Source organism: Brevundimonas faecalis, assembly GCF_040549405.1.
Lineage (GTDB): Bacteria > Pseudomonadota > Alphaproteobacteria > Caulobacterales > Caulobacteraceae > Brevundimonas > Brevundimonas faecalis.
Window position 1 is genome coordinate 105,713 of sequence record NZ_JBEPTF010000002.1, and the last position, 16,344, is coordinate 122,056.

Annotated in this window: 16 protein-coding genes; 10 read left to right on the top strand and 6 right to left on the bottom strand. The window is 69.1% G+C overall.

Features of this window, described 5'->3' with window-relative positions; translation table 11 throughout:
* The first annotated feature begins 13 nt into the window (after window positions 1-13).
* From ABIE19_RS08475 to ABIE19_RS08490, 4 genes are all read left to right on the top strand, one after another.
* Window positions 14-1,141, top strand: coding sequence for an HlyD family secretion protein (locus tag ABIE19_RS08475; RefSeq protein WP_354088727.1), 1,128 nt, complete (start codon window positions 14-16; stop codon window positions 1,139-1,141).
* A 72-nt stretch (window positions 1,142-1,213) separates the two neighbouring features.
* Window positions 1,214-2,470, top strand: a complete 1,257-nt coding sequence (locus ABIE19_RS08480; RefSeq protein ID WP_354088728.1) for a multidrug effflux MFS transporter — start codon at window positions 1,214-1,216, stop codon at window positions 2,468-2,470.
* Between the two features lie 52 nt (window positions 2,471-2,522).
* Window positions 2,523-4,481: a M1 family metallopeptidase gene (locus ABIE19_RS08485; RefSeq protein ID WP_354088729.1), complete on the top strand. Its 1,959-nt coding sequence runs from the start codon at window positions 2,523-2,525 to the stop codon at window positions 4,479-4,481.
* A 128-nt stretch (window positions 4,482-4,609) separates the two neighbouring features.
* Complete coding sequence (locus tag ABIE19_RS08490) at window positions 4,610-5,371, top strand: hypothetical protein (RefSeq protein WP_354088730.1); 762 nt, start codon at window positions 4,610-4,612, stop codon at window positions 5,369-5,371.
* Window position 5,372: 1 nt separating this feature from the next.
* On the opposite strand, the gene ABIE19_RS08495 is transcribed toward ABIE19_RS08490, so the two are convergent.
* From ABIE19_RS08495 to ABIE19_RS08505, 3 genes are all read right to left on the bottom strand, one after another.
* Window positions 5,373-6,041: a hypothetical protein gene (locus ABIE19_RS08495; RefSeq protein WP_354088731.1), complete on the bottom strand. Its 669-nt coding sequence runs from the start codon at window positions 6,039-6,041 to the stop codon at window positions 5,373-5,375.
* Between the two features lie 143 nt (window positions 6,042-6,184).
* Window positions 6,185-6,616 carry a DUF488 domain-containing protein gene (locus ABIE19_RS08500; RefSeq protein ID WP_354088732.1) on the bottom strand — a complete coding sequence of 144 codons (432 nt, stop codon included), beginning with the start codon at window positions 6,614-6,616 and terminating at the stop codon, window positions 6,185-6,187.
* A 24-nt stretch (window positions 6,617-6,640) separates the two neighbouring features.
* Complete coding sequence (locus ABIE19_RS08505) at window positions 6,641-6,982, bottom strand: hypothetical protein (protein ID WP_354088733.1); 342 nt, start codon at window positions 6,980-6,982, stop codon at window positions 6,641-6,643.
* An 86-nt stretch (window positions 6,983-7,068) separates the two neighbouring features.
* Between ABIE19_RS08505 and ABIE19_RS08510 the strand changes: the two genes are divergently transcribed.
* Entirely contained in the window at window positions 7,069-8,736 is a 1,668-nt protein-coding gene (locus tag ABIE19_RS08510) for an amidohydrolase (protein ID WP_354088734.1), read from the top strand.
* A gap of 114 nt (window positions 8,737-8,850) precedes the next feature.
* Window positions 8,851-9,825: a complex I NDUFA9 subunit family protein gene (locus ABIE19_RS08515; RefSeq protein ID WP_354088735.1), complete on the top strand. Its 975-nt coding sequence runs from the start codon at window positions 8,851-8,853 to the stop codon at window positions 9,823-9,825.
* Between the two features lie 72 nt (window positions 9,826-9,897).
* Here the strand turns inward: ABIE19_RS08515 and ABIE19_RS08520 are convergent, their stop codons facing one another.
* Entirely contained in the window at window positions 9,898-10,704 is an 807-nt protein-coding gene (locus tag ABIE19_RS08520; protein ID WP_354089231.1) for an undecaprenyl-diphosphate phosphatase, read from the bottom strand.
* Window positions 10,705-10,822: 118 nt separating this feature from the next.
* Here ABIE19_RS08520 and ABIE19_RS08525 point away from each other — a divergent pair, with 118 nt between their 5' ends.
* The 3 genes from ABIE19_RS08525 (at window position 10,823) to queG (ending at window position 13,674) form a co-directional block, all read left to right on the top strand.
* Window positions 10,823-11,785, top strand: coding sequence for a cation diffusion facilitator family transporter (locus tag ABIE19_RS08525; RefSeq protein WP_354088736.1), 963 nt, complete (start codon window positions 10,823-10,825; stop codon window positions 11,783-11,785).
* Between the two features lie 61 nt (window positions 11,786-11,846).
* Entirely contained in the window at window positions 11,847-12,533 is a 687-nt protein-coding gene (fzlA, locus tag ABIE19_RS08530; protein ID WP_354088737.1) for an FtsZ-binding protein FzlA, read from the top strand.
* Window positions 12,534-12,558: 25 nt separating this feature from the next.
* On the top strand, window positions 12,559-13,674 hold the full coding sequence (gene queG / locus ABIE19_RS08535; protein ID WP_354088738.1) for a tRNA epoxyqueuosine(34) reductase QueG: 1,116 nt from the start codon (window positions 12,559-12,561) through the stop codon (window positions 13,672-13,674).
* A gap of 224 nt (window positions 13,675-13,898) precedes the next feature.
* On the opposite strand, the gene ABIE19_RS08540 is transcribed toward queG, so the two are convergent.
* A complete protein-coding gene (locus ABIE19_RS08540; protein WP_354088739.1) occupies window positions 13,899-14,441 on the bottom strand; it encodes an FKBP-type peptidyl-prolyl cis-trans isomerase in 543 nt (180 codons plus the stop codon).
* Window positions 14,422-15,624, bottom strand: coding sequence for a threonine ammonia-lyase (locus ABIE19_RS08545; protein ID WP_354088740.1), 1,203 nt, complete (start codon window positions 15,622-15,624; stop codon window positions 14,422-14,424). The genes ABIE19_RS08540 and ABIE19_RS08545 overlap by 20 nt, the downstream gene beginning before the upstream one ends.
* 153 nt (window positions 15,625-15,777) lie before the next feature.
* Here ABIE19_RS08545 and ABIE19_RS08550 point away from each other — a divergent pair, with 153 nt between their 5' ends.
* Window positions 15,778-16,296 carry a hypothetical protein gene (locus tag ABIE19_RS08550; protein ID WP_354088741.1) on the top strand — a complete coding sequence of 173 codons (519 nt, stop codon included), beginning with the start codon at window positions 15,778-15,780 and terminating at the stop codon, window positions 16,294-16,296.
* Window positions 16,297-16,344: the final 48 nt, after the last annotated feature.

Consider the following 16,344-nt stretch of genomic DNA (forward strand, 5'->3'; position numbering starts at 1 on the left):
CCGGACCCGAACCATGACCGACGCCGCATCCCCCTCCGCACAGACGCCGCCCCCGGCCCAGGCGCCCGCCGCCCCGCCCGCGCCCCAGCCGACGAAGAGCCGCCGCGTCATGTGGAGCGTGGCCCTGGGCCTGATCGCCCTGGTCGGGGTGGGTCTGGTGCTGCACGCTTGGCGCCTGCCGCCTTTCTCGGGCGGGCCGCAGACGACGGACAACGCCTATGTCCGCGGCCAGGTGACGATCATCAGCCCCCAGGTCAGCGGCTATGTGACCTCGATCGAGGTCCAGGACTTCCAGACGGTGCGGCAGGGCCAGTTGCTGGCGACCATCGACGACCGCATCTATCGCCAGCGCCTGGACCAGGCGAACGCCGCCCTGCACTCGGCCGAGACCGCCCTGGCCAACTCGACCCAGAGCCAGGCCTCGGCCCAGGGCTCGGTGGCCCAGACCCGCGCCTCCATCGCCGCCGCCGAATCCGCCGTGACCAAGGCGCGCGCCGACGCCCAGCGCGTCCGCACCCTGTTCGCCGGCGGCTGGGTGGCCCAGGCCCAGGTGGACACGGCCCAGAACGCCCTGCGCGCCGCCGAGGCCCAGCTGGCCCAGGCCCGCGCCGCCGAAAACGTGGCCCAGACCGGCGTCGCCTCGGTAGTAGTCGGCCGCGGCGCGCTGGAGGCCGCCGTCGAGAACGCCCGCGCCCAGGTGCGCCTGGCCCAGATCGACCTGGACAACACCCGCATCACCGCCCCGCGCGCCGGCCGCCTGGGCGAGGTCTCCATGCGTCAGGGCCAGCAGGTCGCCGTGGGAACCCAGCTTACCGCCCTGGTCCCCGACGTGGTCTGGGTCACGGCCAATATGAAAGAGACCCAGATGCGCGACGTCCGCGTCGGCCAGCCGGTCGAGATCGCGGTCGACGCCCTGGGCGGGCGGCGACTGAAAGGCAGGGTGGAGCGCATCTCGCCCGCCGCCGGGTCCGAGTTCAGCGTCATCCGCCCCGACAACGCCACCGGCAACTTCACCAAGGTGGCCCAGCGCATCCCGGTCCGCATCTCCATAGTTCCGGGTCAGGACGGCGCCGAACGCCTGTCGCCCGGCATGTCGGTGACGGCGCGGATCGACGTCCGCGCCGAACCCCGGAACCGCTGACTTATTGTTGCAGCGCAAAATTCATGACCGTCTAGGGTTGCGTCAGCCTGCCGCAGCCCGCATCAGGGTCCGATGACCAGCGCCGCCTCCCCGACCGCCGCGCCGAAGGGCCCGGGCTTCGCCGAATTCGTCTGCCTGATCGCCGTCATGATGGCGATGAACGCCCTGGCGATCGACGCCATGCTGCCGGCCCTGCCGCACATCGGCGCGGACCTGGACGTCGCCAATGAGAACACGCGCCAGTGGGTCATCACCGCCTATCTGCTGGGCTTCGGCGGGGCGCAGCTGTTCTACGGCCCGCTGGCGGACCGGTTCGGACGTCGGCCCATCCTGTTCGTCGGCATCGGCCTCTATGTCGCCTTCAGCATCCTGGCCGCCTTCGCCCATTCGTTCGAGTGGCTGATCCTGTCGCGCATCGGCATGGGCCTGGGGTCTGCGGCGACGCGGGTTCTGGCCGTCTCCATCGTGCGCGACCGCTATTCGGGACGGACCATGGCGCGGGTCATGTCGCTGAGCTTCCTGGTTTTCCTTGGCGTGCCGATCCTGGCCCCGACCGTGGGTCAGTTGATCCTGCTGGTCGCGCCCTGGCGATGGATCTTCGGCTTCTTCGCCCTGTTCGGCGGAAGCTTCCTGCTGTGGGCGGCCCTGCGCCTGCCCGAGACCCTGCATGCCGAAGACCGCATGCCGATCAACGTCGGACGCATCGCCGGCGCCTTCGGCCAGGCCCTGACCAACCGCCTGGGCATGGGTTACACCCTGGCCATGACCGCGATCAGCGGCGCCCTGTTCGCCTTCATCAACTCGTCGCAGCAGATCTTCTTCGACGTCTTCAAGTCGCCCGGCCTGTTCACCACCGTCTTCGCCATGGTGGCGGGCGGCATCGCCGTGGCCTCGGTGTTGAACTCGCGCATGGTGGAAAGGCTGGGCTCGCGCCTGATCGCCCACACGGCCCTGCTCGGCTTCATCGGCTTCAGCCTGCTGCACGCCGCCATCGCCTACATGGGCCATGACAGCCTGTGGGTCTTCGCCGGGCTGCAGGCCTGCAAGATGTTCTGCTTCGGCTTCATCGCCGGGAACTTCGGCTCCATGGCCATGGAGCCCATGGGCCATATCGCGGGCACGGCGGCCTCGGCCCAGGGCTTCATCTCGACCATCGGCGGGGCCCTGCTGGGCTTCTGGATCGGCCAGCATTTCGACGGCACCACAGTGCCGATGACGGTCGGTTTCGCCGCCCTGGGCGTCCTGGCCCTGCTGCTGGTCCTTGCCGCCGAGAAGGGGCGCCTGTTCAAGGCCCACCATCTGCCGCCGCCCGCTCCGACCAAGGCTTGATCTTTCGCGGCGAAGGGAGCCTTTTCGGGCGCATCTGAATACGGAGCGTTCGATGACCCTGAAGCTGGTTGGGCAGGTATCCGCCCTGGCCCTCGCCGCCGCCCTTGTCTCTTCCCTCGGCGCCTGCGCCACCGCGCCCGGAGGATCGGAGATGACCGCCGCCACGCCCGCAATCCCGGCCTTCGCCTATGCCAACGACATCCACTCCAACGCCCGCCCGGCCGAGGCGCGGGTCGGCCACGTGGCCCTGGACCTGACCGCCGACTTTGCGACGAAGACCCTGTCGGGGTCGGCGACCCTGGACGTCACCGGCCGCGTCGGCGCGACCGAGGTGGTGCTGGACACCAAGAACCTGGACATCCGGGGCGTGCGCGACGCCCAAGGCCGCCCGCTGCGCTTTGAACTGGGCGCCGCCGACGCCATCAAGGGTCAGGCCCTGATCGTCCACCTGCCCGCCTTCGCCGGCGCCGAGGTCCAGAAGGTCGTCGTCGACTATTCCACCCGTCCCGACGCGGCGGCCCTGCAATGGCTCAGCCCGCAGCAGACGGCCGGCGGCCAGAAGCCCTATCTGTTCAGCCAGGGCCAGGCCATCCTGACCCGCACCTGGGTCCCGACCCAGGACAGCCCGGGCATCCGCCAGACCTATTCGGCCCGCATCGTCGCCCCCGCCGACCTAACCGTGGTCATGTCCGCCGAGCACCTGACGCCGCAGGGCGAAGCCGCCGGCAGCGGCCGGAAGGCCTGGCGCTTCGACATGGATCATCCGATCCCGCCCTATCTGATGGCTGTCGCCATCGGCGACATCGCCTTCGCCTCCTTCGACGGCCGCACAGGCGTCTGGACCGAACCCAGCCGCCTGGAGGCCGCCCGCGCCGAACTGCAATCGACCCCGCGCATGGTCGATGCGGCCGAGGCGCTTTACGGCCCCTATCGCTGGGGCCGCTACGACCTGCTGGTCCTGCCGCCCAGCTTCCCCTTCGGCGGGATGGAGAACCCGCGTCTGACCTTCGCCACCCCAACCATCATCGCCGGGGATCAGTCCCTAGTCTCCCTGGTGGCGCACGAACTGGCCCATAGCTGGTCCGGCAATCTGGTCACCAACGCCACCTGGTCGGACATCTGGCTGAACGAAGGGACGACCGTCTACTTCGAGAACCGGATCATGGAGGCTCTCTACGGTCGCGACCGCGCCCTGCAGGAGCAGGTTCTGGGCTGGGGCGAGCTGTCGGCGGAAATGGCCGTCACCGATCCCAACGACACCAAGCTGCACATCGACCTGACCGGGCGCGACCCCGACGACGGCCTGTCGGGCGTGCCCTATGAAAAGGGCGCGGCCATGCTGCGGACCATCGAGCGCATCGTCGGCCGTGAAAGGTTCGACGGCTGGCTGCGCGGCTATTTCGACCGCCACGCCTTCCAGCCCATGACCGACGTCGGCTTCCTGGCCGACATCCGCGAGAACCTGATCAAGGGCGACGCGGCGCTGGAGGCCCAGCTTCAACTGGAGAACTGGATCTACCAGCCGGGCATGCCGTCGAACTGGGTCCCGCCGGTGTCGCACGCCTTCGAGGCCGTGGATCAACAGGCCAAGGCCTTCTTCGCCGACAAGGGCCCAGCCTCGGCCATCGGCTGGAAGAACTGGAACACCCAGCAGCGCCAGCGCTTCCTGGCCTGGCGCCCCGAGGGCCTGGCCCAGGGCGCCGACTGGCTGACCACGGCGCAACTGGCCGATCTGGAAAAGACGCTGAACCTGGCCAATGAAGGCAACGCCGAGCTGACCTTCGCCTGGCTGCAGATCGCCCTGGCGCACCGCTATGAACCGGCTGTCGCCACCGCCGACCGCTTCCTGACCAGCCAGGGCCGTCGCAAGTTCGTCCTGCCCCTGTTCCAGACCCTGTGGAACGAGGGCGACTGGGGCCGCGCCAACGCTGCGCGCATCTACGCCAAGGCCCGGCCGCTCTATCACCCGGTCACGTCCGGATCGGTCGATCAACTGGTCGGCCGTCCCTAGGGCTAAGAACTCCTCCCCCGCCTGCGGGGGAGGAGTCACGTCACGTGCAAGGCGTTTGAAAAAGCGCCGATTGCCGAACGGCGGCGACTGTGTTCCCCTGCATGCTCATGCTCAGCACAGGATCGCCCATGCGCGCCCAGACCCCTTCCGCAGTCCTTCTCGCGGCGGCCGTCGCCCTGACGACGCTCAGCGGCGCTCCGGTCCAGGCCCAGAGCAATAACTACGACCTGATCGGCGCCCGGGCGTCGAGCGCCGACTCGGAACTGCGCAATCGCGGCTATGTCTCCGGAAACGGCGGCGAGGGCCGCAACAACAGCCGGTACGTCTACTGGCGCCGCGGAGACGACTGCATCCAGGTTCTGACCCGCGACGGCCGGGTCAATTCCATCGTTCCGGCCCACATCAACTACTGTCGTGGGATTTCAGACTCTTCGTCGTCCGGAAACAACACCGCTGCGGCCGTGGTCGCGGGGGTCGCCATCGTCGGCCTGGCGGCGGCCATCGCGGCGCATAACCGGCATCACGATGACGCCGACCGCAACCATGACGACGAATATTCGCGCGGCTATCAGGCCGGCCTCTACGGCTCCGACTACGACGACCGGCACGAGACCGAAGGCTATCACGAAGGCTATCTGGCCGGAGAGTCCGAGGCGAGCAACCGCCGCCACGCCAACAGCCGCTGGGTGCGCGGCGCTCCGACCGCGGCGCAGGAAGCCTGCTCGCGCCGCGCCGACGACTTCCAGAACCGTCCCTACGGCTCCAGCGTGCCGGTCGGCGTGCGCGACCTGGGACGCGGCGAATATGAACTGACCATGGCCACCGGCGCCTACCGTTCGCGTTGCGTCGTCTCGGCCTCGGGCGAGGTTCGGGCGATGAACCCCTACTGACCTAGAGCAGGGCGACCGGGATCAGGATGGCGATCAGATAGATCATGGCGCGGACCATGGCCCAGGCTGCGATCCCCGCCGCCTGGAGCCGTCCCAGGTTCAGCTTCTTGCGGAACCATTCGGTCTGGATCGCCAGGAACCACAGGGCGCCGCCCGCCATGATCAGCGGTCCCAGAACGCCGAACGTCGCCGGCCGCTGCACCAGGATGGCCCCGATCGACACGAAGACGGCGCAGGGCGCGGCCAGATAGCACTGGGCGTAGAAGGGTCCCCGCAGGCTTTCCCGACTGACTTTCCGGCCTTGACGGTGCAGCAGGGCGACGGCCGCGATCAGGGGAATCAGGCTGAACATCAGAGAACGGAACAGGACGAGGTTCTGCTGCGACGACGCCAGGGCGTGCATGATATGCGACGCGCCCTGCGGTTGCGGGACGTGGGCGGCCAGAGACACGGCGTTGGTCAGGACGATGGTCGCCAGCAGCATCAGGGGCGGGCTCAGCGCATCGTCGTAGCGGCGCTCCTCCGGATCGGTCTGCTCGCGATCCGAATAGTCCATCGTCGCCAACGGTCGACGGATGATCCGCCACATCGTCACCGGATAGAAAATCAGCCAGCTGGCCGCCTCAAAGAGGAACTCCTCGAAGCTTCTCAATATCTTGAGGAAATCCACCTCGCCTCCCCGACGATCGATCGCGCGCGACGGTCGGGCAGGCGCCCGTCGCATTGGATCCTGCCCCCTGTTCGCGCCGAAGCGTGACAGAGACCTCGCACCTGTTCAATCGCCCGGCCGCCTCCCCTGCGAGCCGGCGCGATCTAGAGGTTCGTCACCTCGGCCCCGTCCTCGCGGGCCAGCCGGTCGGCGAGGACGGCGCGATGACAGCCGCAGGCGTCCGCCTCGAAGCACAGCAGGGCGACGCGCTTCTCGCCCGCGACGCGGCGCAGCTGCTGGAAGGCGGCCTCGGCGTCGGGCTCCTGCATGTGGGCGTTGAAGACGGCGTGCATGGCGGCCACGTCGCCCTTCCTCGCCGCATCGCGCCCGGCCTTGGGCGTGCCCAGCGCCCGCAGTTGCAGATAATCGACGCCTTCCGCCTTCAGGCTTTCGCCCAGCACCGTCTTGGAAAAGCCCGCGATGCGCGACGAGGCCACGGCCCGCACGTCGGCGACCAGTTCGACGCCCGCCGCCTTCAGCCGGTCGATGACTGCACCCTGCGTCGAGCCTTCGTAGCCGATGGTGAACAGCTTCATCTCGATCTCCGATCCGGACGCGCCTCAGGGGACGGCGCCCGCCTCCATGGCCTCATGAATGCAACTGCGGCGCTCCTCGGCGAAGCCGGTCGGGTCGCTCGCCTTGCGCGCAGGGGCGTCCGCGATCGCCTGTCGTCGCTGATCCTCGGTCAGGGCTCCGGCCTGCCCCGGCTTGGGCAGGCGCGCCGTCCACCAGTCACGGATGAACCAGCTCGGCCCCGCGACCCGCCCCGTCTCCTGATAGGCCTCGACGATCAGGGATTCGATCTGGATCAGGCAGGCCTCGGCCCGCGCGGCCCTGGCCGCCGCCTCTCCCCCGTCAGGCTGCGCCGCCTGCATCGCCATGGCCGCAACGACCGCCAGCATCGATCTCTCCTCCCGCGTTCGACCGCCATCTTGACGCAAGCGCGTCCGTAAGGCGACCTCCTGACCTTGACCGTTTCGGAGGCTCCATGATCCGCTCCCTGATGAAGGCCATCCCGCTGGCCGCCGCCCTGATGGCCGCTGCCGCGCCCGCCGCCTTCGCCCAGAACCTGCTGATCCGGGGCGGGACCATCCACACCGGCAATGAGGCCCTGCCGAGCGCCGAGGTCGTGGCCGTCCGGGACGGACGCATCGCCTATGTCGGAGCCGCGAACGGCGCGCCCTCGACCGAGGGGCTGGAGGTGATCGACCTCAAGGGCGCGACCCTCTTCCCCGGCTTCACCGACGGCCACGCCCATCTCGACGGCATCGGCTGGCGTGAGACCACGCTGAACCTCGAAGGCTCAGCCTCGGTCGTCGAAGCCATGCAAAGGCTCAGCGACTGGGCTGAGGCCCACCCCGAGGGCGTCATCGTCGGACGCGGCTGGATCGAGACCCATTGGCCTGAGAAACGCTTCCTGACCACCGCCGATCTGGACGCCGCCGCGCCGGGGCGCATCGTCCTGCTGACCCGCGCCGACGGCCACGCCGTGGCCGTGTCCAGTGCGGCCATGACCGCCGCCGGGATCGACGCGACCACGCCCTCTCCCTCGGGCGGCGACATCCTGAAGGGACCGGACGGCCAACCGACCGGCCTGCTGGTCGACGCCTCGGGCGATCTGATCGCGGGCCTGACGCCCCAGGCGGACGCGGCGGCGACGCGCGCGGCCTATCGCGCGGGCTTCGGCGTCTACGCCCGCTACGGCTGGACCGGCATCCACTTCATGAGCGCGCCGTGGAAGGACGTGCCCCTGATGGAGCAGATGGCGCGCGAGGGCGAGGCGCCCCTGCGGGTCTACAACAGCATCGACATGGGCGACGCCCGCGCCCTGATGGCCGGCGGTCCGCGCGACGCCGCCGATGGTCGGATCATCACCCGGGCGATCAAGTTCTACGCCGACGGCGCCCTGGGCTCGCGCGGGGCCAAGCTGTTCGAGCCCTATTCGGATCGCCCCGACACCACCGGCCTGATGCGCACCTCGCACGACGAGGTCATGCCCCTGTATCAACAGGCCCTGCGCACCGGCGTCCAGATCGCCACCCACGCCATCGGCGACAAGGGCAATCACGATGTCGCCGCCTGGTATGAAGAGGCCCTGCGCTCCGTGCCGAAGTCGGAATGGAAGCTGGCCGATCCGCGCTGGCGCATCGAACACGCCCAGATCGTCCGGCCCAGCGACTATCACTACTTCGACGAACTGCCGATCATCGCCTCCATGCAGCCCAGCCACGCCATCGGCGACTTGCATTTCGCCGCCGACCGTCTGGGCGACGCGCGGCTGGACGGGGCCTATGCCTGGCATACCCTGGTGGACCGGGGCGTCATCGTGGTCGGCGGCTCGGACGCCCCGGTCGAACGCGGCGATCCCCTGATCGAGTTCTACGCCGCCGTGGCGCGGCGCGACCTGAACGGCTTCCAGGGGCCGGACTGGCGCCCGAACGAGGCCGTGGACCGGGCGACGGCGCTGAAGATGTTCACCCTGTGGCCCGCCTACGCCAGCTTCCGCGAGAAGGAGCTGGGCACGATCGAGGTGGGCAAGCGCGCGGACTTCACCGCCTTCAATATCGACCTGATGACCGTCCCCGCCGCCGACATCCCCAAGGGCCGTGCGGTCCTGACCGTGGTGGATGGACAGGTCGTCTATCGCGCCGACTAAAACCCTTCTCCCGGCCCTGTGCGTTGCGGCGGGGCGGCGCATCGGTTAAGCCCCGCCCATGGAATTCTCCTCCGGCCGCCCGTCGCGGCCGGGGCTTGGCGTTGGAGCGCTCATATGGCTGATTTCGCCCCCGGACTGGTCGTCGTTTTCGGCGGCTCGGGCTTTGTCGGAACCCAGGTGGTGCGAGCCCTGGCCAAGCGCGGCTGGCGCGTGCGCGTCGCCGTGCGCAAGCCGGCCCTGGCCTATGAACTGCGCATGGCCGGCGACGTCGGCCAGATCCAGACCGTTCGCTGCGACATCGCCGACAAGGCCGCCGTGGCCGAGGCGATCAAGGGCGCCGACGCCGTGGTCAACCTGGTCGGCATCCTGTTCGAGACCGGCGGCCGCAAGTTCGAGGCCCTGCACGTCGAAGGCGCCGTCAATGTCGCCGAGGCCGCCAAGGCCGCGGGCGTCCAGCGCCTGACCCACATGTCGGCGCTTGGCGCCGACGTGAACGGCAAGGCCGCCTACGCCCGCACCAAGGGCGCCGCCGAGGCCGCTGTTCGCGCCGCCTTCCCCGGCGCCGTGGTCATCCGTCCTTCGGTCGTCTTCGGCAAGGGCGACGACTTCCTGAACAGGTTCGCCGCCATGGCGACCTTCTCGCCCGCCCTGCCCCTGATCGGCGGCGGCGCGACCAGATTCCAGCCCGTCTACGTCGGCGACGTGGCGGAAGCCGTGGCCCGCGCCACCGTCTCTCCGGAAGCCGAGGGCAAGACCTTCGAACTGGGCGGACCGTCGGTCTGGACCTTCGAGGACATCCTGAAATTCATCCTGCGCGAGACCAAGCGCGACCGCTTCCTGATCCCCGTCCCCTTCCCCATCGCCCGCATGATCGGCGCGCTGGCGCAGATCCCGGCGATGATCGGCCTGAAGCCCGCCCTGACCAAGGATCAGGTCCTGCTGCTGGAAGGCGACAATGTCGTCTCGCCGGGCGCCGCGGGCCTGGCCGAACTGGGCGTCGAGCCTACCGGCCTGGAGGCCGTGGCGCCGAGCTATCTCTACCGCTACCGCGTGGGCGGCCAGTACGCCGAAAGCCCGGCGGCGGCCTGATCGAGCCGATTACGAAAAACCCCTCGGGACCCGCGTCCCGAGGGGTTTTTCTTTGGCTGAAACCGTAGTGCTCTATAGCGCGCCTGTCACGGCCAGACCGATGATCCCCGCCACGCCCACGGCGATCCGCCACCAGGCGAAGGGGCCGAAGCCGCGCTTAGAGACGAAGTCCAGCAGGAAGCGCACCACGGCCAGGGCCGCCAGGAAGGCCGCGACAAAACCGATGGCGATCAGGCCGAAGTCGCTGAAATCCAGCACATTGCGGTTCTTGAACAGATCATAGGCCACCGCCGCGCCCATGGTCGGCAGGGCCAGGAAGAAGCTGAACTCCGCCGCCGAACGCTTGTCCGTGCCCAGCAGCAGGCCGCCGGCGATGGTGGCGCCCGAACGCGACACCCCGGGGATCATGGCCAGGCACTGGAACAGGCCGATCAGGAAATAGACGCGGAAGGGATAGCGGTCGGCGTCCAGATAGGTCGGAATCTTCTTCATCCGGTCCAGCCACAGCAACAACACCCCCCCGACGATCAGGGCGACGCAGATGACCAGGGGCGTCTCGAACAGCACCTGCTTGATGAAGCCGTAGGCCAGGAAGCCGATCACCACCGCCGGAATGAAGGCGACCAGCAGGCCGATGATGAAGCGCCGCGCCTCGGCGTCGGTCGGCCACCGCGTGGCCAGGAACCACAACCGCTTCAGATAGACGCTGATGATGGCCAGCAGGGCGCCCAGTTGGATGACGATCTCGAACGTCTTGCCCGTGCTCTCGAAGCCGAGGAAATGCCCCAGCAGCAGCAGGTGCCCGGTGGACGACACCGGAATGAACTCGGTCAACCCCTCGACCAGACCCAGAAGGATCGCCGTCAGCCAGTCCGCCATGAAAACTCCGTCTCGACCGGCCGCCGGTTCGTCCGGGCCGGGCCTGATCCTGTCATAGCGTCCCAGGCCGGACGCCGCCATTGGCGCGGCGGCGGTTTTGCGCGACAAGGAACCGGACATGACCGCCTCGCCCGCCTCCCTCGACGACGCCCACGCCGCCACGCGCCGCATCACCATGCTGTCGGTGGGGACCGCGACCGTCCTGATCGTGCTGAAGGCCTTCGCCCTGGGCGCCTCGGGTTCGGTGTCCATCCTGGCCACTCTGGCGGATTCCGCCCTGGACCTGATCGCCTCGCTCGCGACCTTCTTCGCCGTGCGCTGGGCCGCCGCTCCGCCGGACGAGGAGCACCGCTACGGCCATGGCAAGGCCGAGGCCCTGGCCGCCCTAGTCCAGGCGGGCCTGGTCTTCGCCTCCGCCGCCTTCATCGGCTGGGAAGCGGTTCAGCGCATGTTCGACCCGCGCCCCGTGACCTCCGGCGGCTGGGCCGTCGGCGTGGTCGCGGTCTCCATCCTCGTCACCCTTTGGCTGGTCTGGATGCAGACCCAGGCGATGAAGAAGACCGGCTCCCTGGCCGTGGCGGGCGACCGCGCCCACTACGCCGCCGACCTGGCGGCCAATGTCGTGGTGCTGATCGGCGTGATCTCCGGCGCCTTCCTCCATGCGCCGGGCCTGGACGCGGCGGCAGGCCTGGTGGTGGCCGTCTGGCTGTTCTGGGGCGCGACCTCCATCCTGCGCGACGCCGCCGACCACCTGCTGGACCATGCGGGACCAGAGGAAGACCGCGCCGCCATCGCCGCCGCCGTCCTGGCCGACCCGCGCGTCTTCGGCGTGCATCAGTTGCGCACCCGGATGGCGGGCCAGGTTCTGATGATCCAGATGCATGTCGATCTGGAGCCCTCCCTGACGCTGGAGGCCGCCCACGCCATCGTGGTCGAGGCGGAGCAGCGCGTCCTGGCCGCCTTCCCTCACGCCGACATCCTGATCCACGCCGATCCACGCGGCCGCGGCGCGACCCATGGCCTGCCGACGGCGCCCTCGACTGAAACGCCGCCCGCCGCCTCGGCCAGCCCCTGGTCCTGATCGGCTCTCAGGCCTCGCGGTAAACGGAGCCTTAACGAGCGCGGGCGCATGGATCGGGCAAATGTCCGCGCCCGCCGTCCTCTATCATTTCGCCTTCCACCCCGGCTCGCGCACGGCGCGACTGGCCCTGGGCGAGGCGCGCATCGACTTCGGCGAGGAACCGGTCAAGCCGTGGGAGCCCGACTGCCCCCTGATCGACCTCAATCCCTCGGGCATGCCGCCGGTCCTGACCGTCGTGGAAAAGGGCAAGACCCTGACCCTGTGCGAGACCGAGGCCGTCCTGGGCTGGATCGAGGATCGGTCCAAGGGCGACGTCCTGATGCCCGCCGACCTGGCCGAACGCGCCGAGACCCGGCGTCTGGCGACCTGGTTCAACCGTCGCTTCATGGACGAGGTCGACGCCGTCCTGCTGCATGAGCGGATGGAGAAGCCCCTGCTCCGCCTCGGCCCGCCCGAGGCCCGTATGCTGCGCGAGGGTCGCGACGCCCTGCGCGCCCACCTGGCCATGCTGGAAGCCCTGGCCGCCGGGCGTGAATGGCTGGCCGGGCGTCGGCTCAGCCAGGCCGACCTGATCGCGGCGGGCCACCTGTCGGTGCTCGACTATTTCGGCGAGATCGCCTGGGCCTCCTATCCGTCGCTGAAGACCTGGTATTCCAAGCTGAAGTCGCGGCCCTGTTTCCGGACTCTGCTGAGCGACCGTTTCCCCGGCGTCCATCCAGCCCCCTGGTACGCCGACCTCGACTTCTGACGTCAACGGGGGCAAAGGCCCCTTCATGGCGGCCGATCCCCGCATCTTCATCCGACAGCGCGCCGCCGAACTGGGCTTCGGCGTGTGCCGCTTCGCCTCGGCCAGCGAACCCTGGAGCGCGGGCGAGAAGCTGGCTCACTTCGTCGAGGCCGGACGGCACGGCGACATGGGCTGGATGGAGACGACGCTGGAACGCCGCGCCCACCCGACCGCCATGTGGGACGGGGCGAAGACCGCCGTCGTCCTGGGCATGAACTACGGCCCCGAGGCCGATCCCCTGCCCGAGCTGGAAGACCGGTCGGCAGGCTATATCTCCGTCTATGCGCGCGGCGACGACTATCATGAGGTCATCAAGGGCCGGCTGAAGATCCTGGCCGGTCAGATCGGCGCGCGACTGGGACAGGAGGTGAAGGTCTTCGTCGACACCGCCCCCCTGATGGAAAAGCCCCTGGCCCAGCGCGCCGGCCTGGGCTGGCAGGGCAAGCACACCAACCTGCTCAGCCGCACCCACGGCAACTGGCTCTTCCTCGGCGTCATCCTGACCGCCGCCGAGATCGAGGCGGACGAACCGGAAACCGAGCATTGCGGCCGCTGCACCGCCTGCCTCGACGCCTGCCCGACGAACGCCTTTCCAGCGCCCTTCCAGATCGATGCGCGGCGCTGCCTGTCCTACCTCACCATTGAATACGCCGATCCCTGGCCCGTGGAGTTCCGCATCGCAACGGGGCCGCGCATCTACGGCTGCGACGACTGCCTGGGCGCCTGCCCCTGGAACAAGTTCGCGCAAGGGGCGTCGGAGGCCCGGCTGCACGCCCGCGACAGCCTCAAGGGGCCGCGCCTGGCCGACCTACTGGCGCTGGACGATCCGGCCTTTCGCGCCCTGTTCACCAAGAGCCCGGTCAAGCGGATCGGGCGCGATCGGTTCATCCGCAACGTCCTCTACGCAGCCGGAAATTCCGCCGACGCCGCCCTGATCGTCCCGGTCGAAGCCCTGCTGGACGACCCGGCGCCCGTGGTGCGGGGCGCGGCGGTCTGGGCCTTGTCGCGGCTGGATGCCGAGCGGTTCGCGGCGCTGCGCGAGGCGCGGCTGGCCGAGGAAACGGACGAGAGCGTCAGAACAGAGTGGTCCTTCTCCCCTTGAGGGAGAAGGTGGGCGCCGCAGGCGCTCGGATGAGGGGTGTCAGCGCACCATTCAAGAAAAAGGGGCGCCGCCGGTTTCGCCTGAACACATTAAGCGGCGCCGCCGTCACCCCTCATCCGTCAGGCTTCGCCTGCCACCTTCTCCCACAAGGGGAGAAGGCTTTAGTGCGCTAACGCCTTCGGCTGCTTGAGCGTATCCCTCCCACAAGGGGAGAAGGCAGAACGTCAGACCGCGGCCTCGCCCACGCCTCGGCCGCCGCCCGGCACAGGCGCCACGTCCAGCAGCTTCAGCCGGAACACCAGGACGGCGTTGCCCGGAATCATCGGCGGACCGCCCGCTTCGCCATAGCCCAGCTCGGGCGGCAGATAGAGCAGCCATTCGTCGCCGGGCTTCATCAGTTGCAGGGCCTCGGTCCAGCCCGGCACCACGCCCTCGGGCGAGAAGACCGCCGGGGCGCCGCGCTTGAACGAGCTGTCGAAGACCGTGCCGTCGACCAGGCTGCCTTCGTAATCGACGCGCACCAGGTCGTTGCTGTCGGGATGGACGCCGCCCGCCGGGCCGCTGGCGACCACCTTGTACTGCAGGCCCGACGGCAGGGTCTTCACCCCCTCCGCCGAGGCGTTGGTCTTCATGAAGGCGGCGGCTTCTTCCGCGTTCTTCGCCAGGTCCGCGTCGGACACGGCGGGCTGGCGGTTGCAGGCGGCGACAGCCAGCAGAGACGCGGCCGCAGCCGCGACGAGTGCGGGCCTAGCCCATGCGAAGTTCATAGCCGCGTTCCTTGAGGGCTTCGCCGATTTCCTCGGCATGTCGGGCGTCGCGGGTCTCGACCATGATGTCGAACTCCGCCCCCTTGGCGGGCACGTCCAGCGCCAGCCGGTTGTGCACCACGTCGATGATGTTGCCGCCCAGCCCGCCGATCACGGCGGCCATGGCCGACAGCATGCCCGGACGGTCGTCGCCCAGGATGCGATAGACGATCAGTCGCTTCTCGCGGACCATTTCACGGTTCAGCACCACGGCCAGCATGCGGGCGTCGATATTGCCGCCGGTCAGCTCAATCCCGACCTTCATGCCCTTGAACCGCTCCGGATTGGCCAGGACGGCGGCCAGGCCGCCGGCGCCGGCGCCCTCGGCCACCGTCTTCTCCAGCGTCGCCAGCAGGGCCACGCCCTTTTCGAAGTCGGCCTCCTCGCAGACGAAGACCTCGTCGATCAAACCGTCAGCCAGGGCGAAGGGGATTTCTCCCACGGCCTTGATGGCGATGCCTTCGGCGATGGTCTGCCCGCTGCACTTGGCCGGCTCGCCGCGACGACGCGCGGTGAAGGAGGGATAGCGGGCGGCCTCGACGCCGAAGATCTTGATGTCCGGCTTCATCGCCTTGGCGGCGATGGCGCTGCCGGCGATCAGGCCGCCGCCGCCGATGGGGATGATCAGGGCGTCCAGATCCGGCGCGTCCTCGACGAACTCCAGGCCGCAGACCCCCTGGCCCGCCACGATGCCCTCATCGTCGAAGGCCGAGACGAAGACATAGCCGTGCTCGGCCTGCAGCCGCTTGGCCTCCTCGGTCGAGCCTGAAAAATCGAGACCGTGGATGACGACGTTTGCGCCGTGGGCGCGGGTGCCGTCCACCTTCACGAAGGGGGTGCCCTCGGGCATGACGATGGTCACCGGCACGCCCAGACGGCCGCCGTGATAGGCCAGGGCCTGGGCGTGGTTGCCGGCCGAGGCGGCGACGACGCCGCGCTTCTTCTCATCCGGCGTCAGTTGCAGCAGGCGGTTCAGCGCGCCGCGCTCCTTGAAGCTGCCGGTGAAGTGCAGGTTGTCGAACTTGATCCAGATCTCCGCGCCGGTCAGTTGCGACAGGCGGCGGGAATAACGGACGGGCGTGCGGTCGACCTGGCCGGCGATGCGCGACTGCGCCGCCCGGATGTCGTCGATGGTGACGGTCATGAAGTCCCTGAAAACATTACTCGGACGTTCTGTGCGCCCGATCTCCGGCGCTGTTGTGACGCAGCGGAAGCAGACGGGCAACCTTGACTCGCTTCCTTCCGCCGGGTCATGCCCTTTGGGTCTGAAACGAGAAGCCTCCCGGAGCCTGCCTCAATGTCGTTCCGCCTCGCCTCGCGTCCGATCGCGCTGTCCGCCGCCCTGATCGGCGCCCTTACCCTGGCCGCCTGCGCCACCACGCCGACCGGGCCGGTCGACACCGGCGCCTTTAGCGCCGAGGCCTTCGGCTGGTCCACGCGCTCCGGCCAGGCCTCGATCGAGGGCCGCGTCGCCTTCGCCCAGGACGGCCGCGACTTCCACTGCGTCGGCAATGTCGGCCTGATCCCCGACACCGGCTATACCCGCGCCCGCATGCAGCGCCTCTACGGCTCGACCGAGCGCGCCGCCATCCCGGCCGCCGTGGTCCGCACCCGCTCCGCCGGGGAACAGGGCGCCGACTATCGCTCCTTCGAACGGGCCCAGGCCTGTTCCGCCGACGCCTTCAGCTTCACCGGCCTGCCCGACGGCAGTTGGTATCTGATCTCGCCGGTCAAGGCGGGCGACGACGTCATGGTCCTGATGAAGCGGGTCCAGACGCGCGGCGGCCGCATGGTCTCCGTCACCCTGGGCGGCTGATCTCCGCCCTCAAAATCCTATCGGCGTTCGCCATCCTTTGGCCTCACG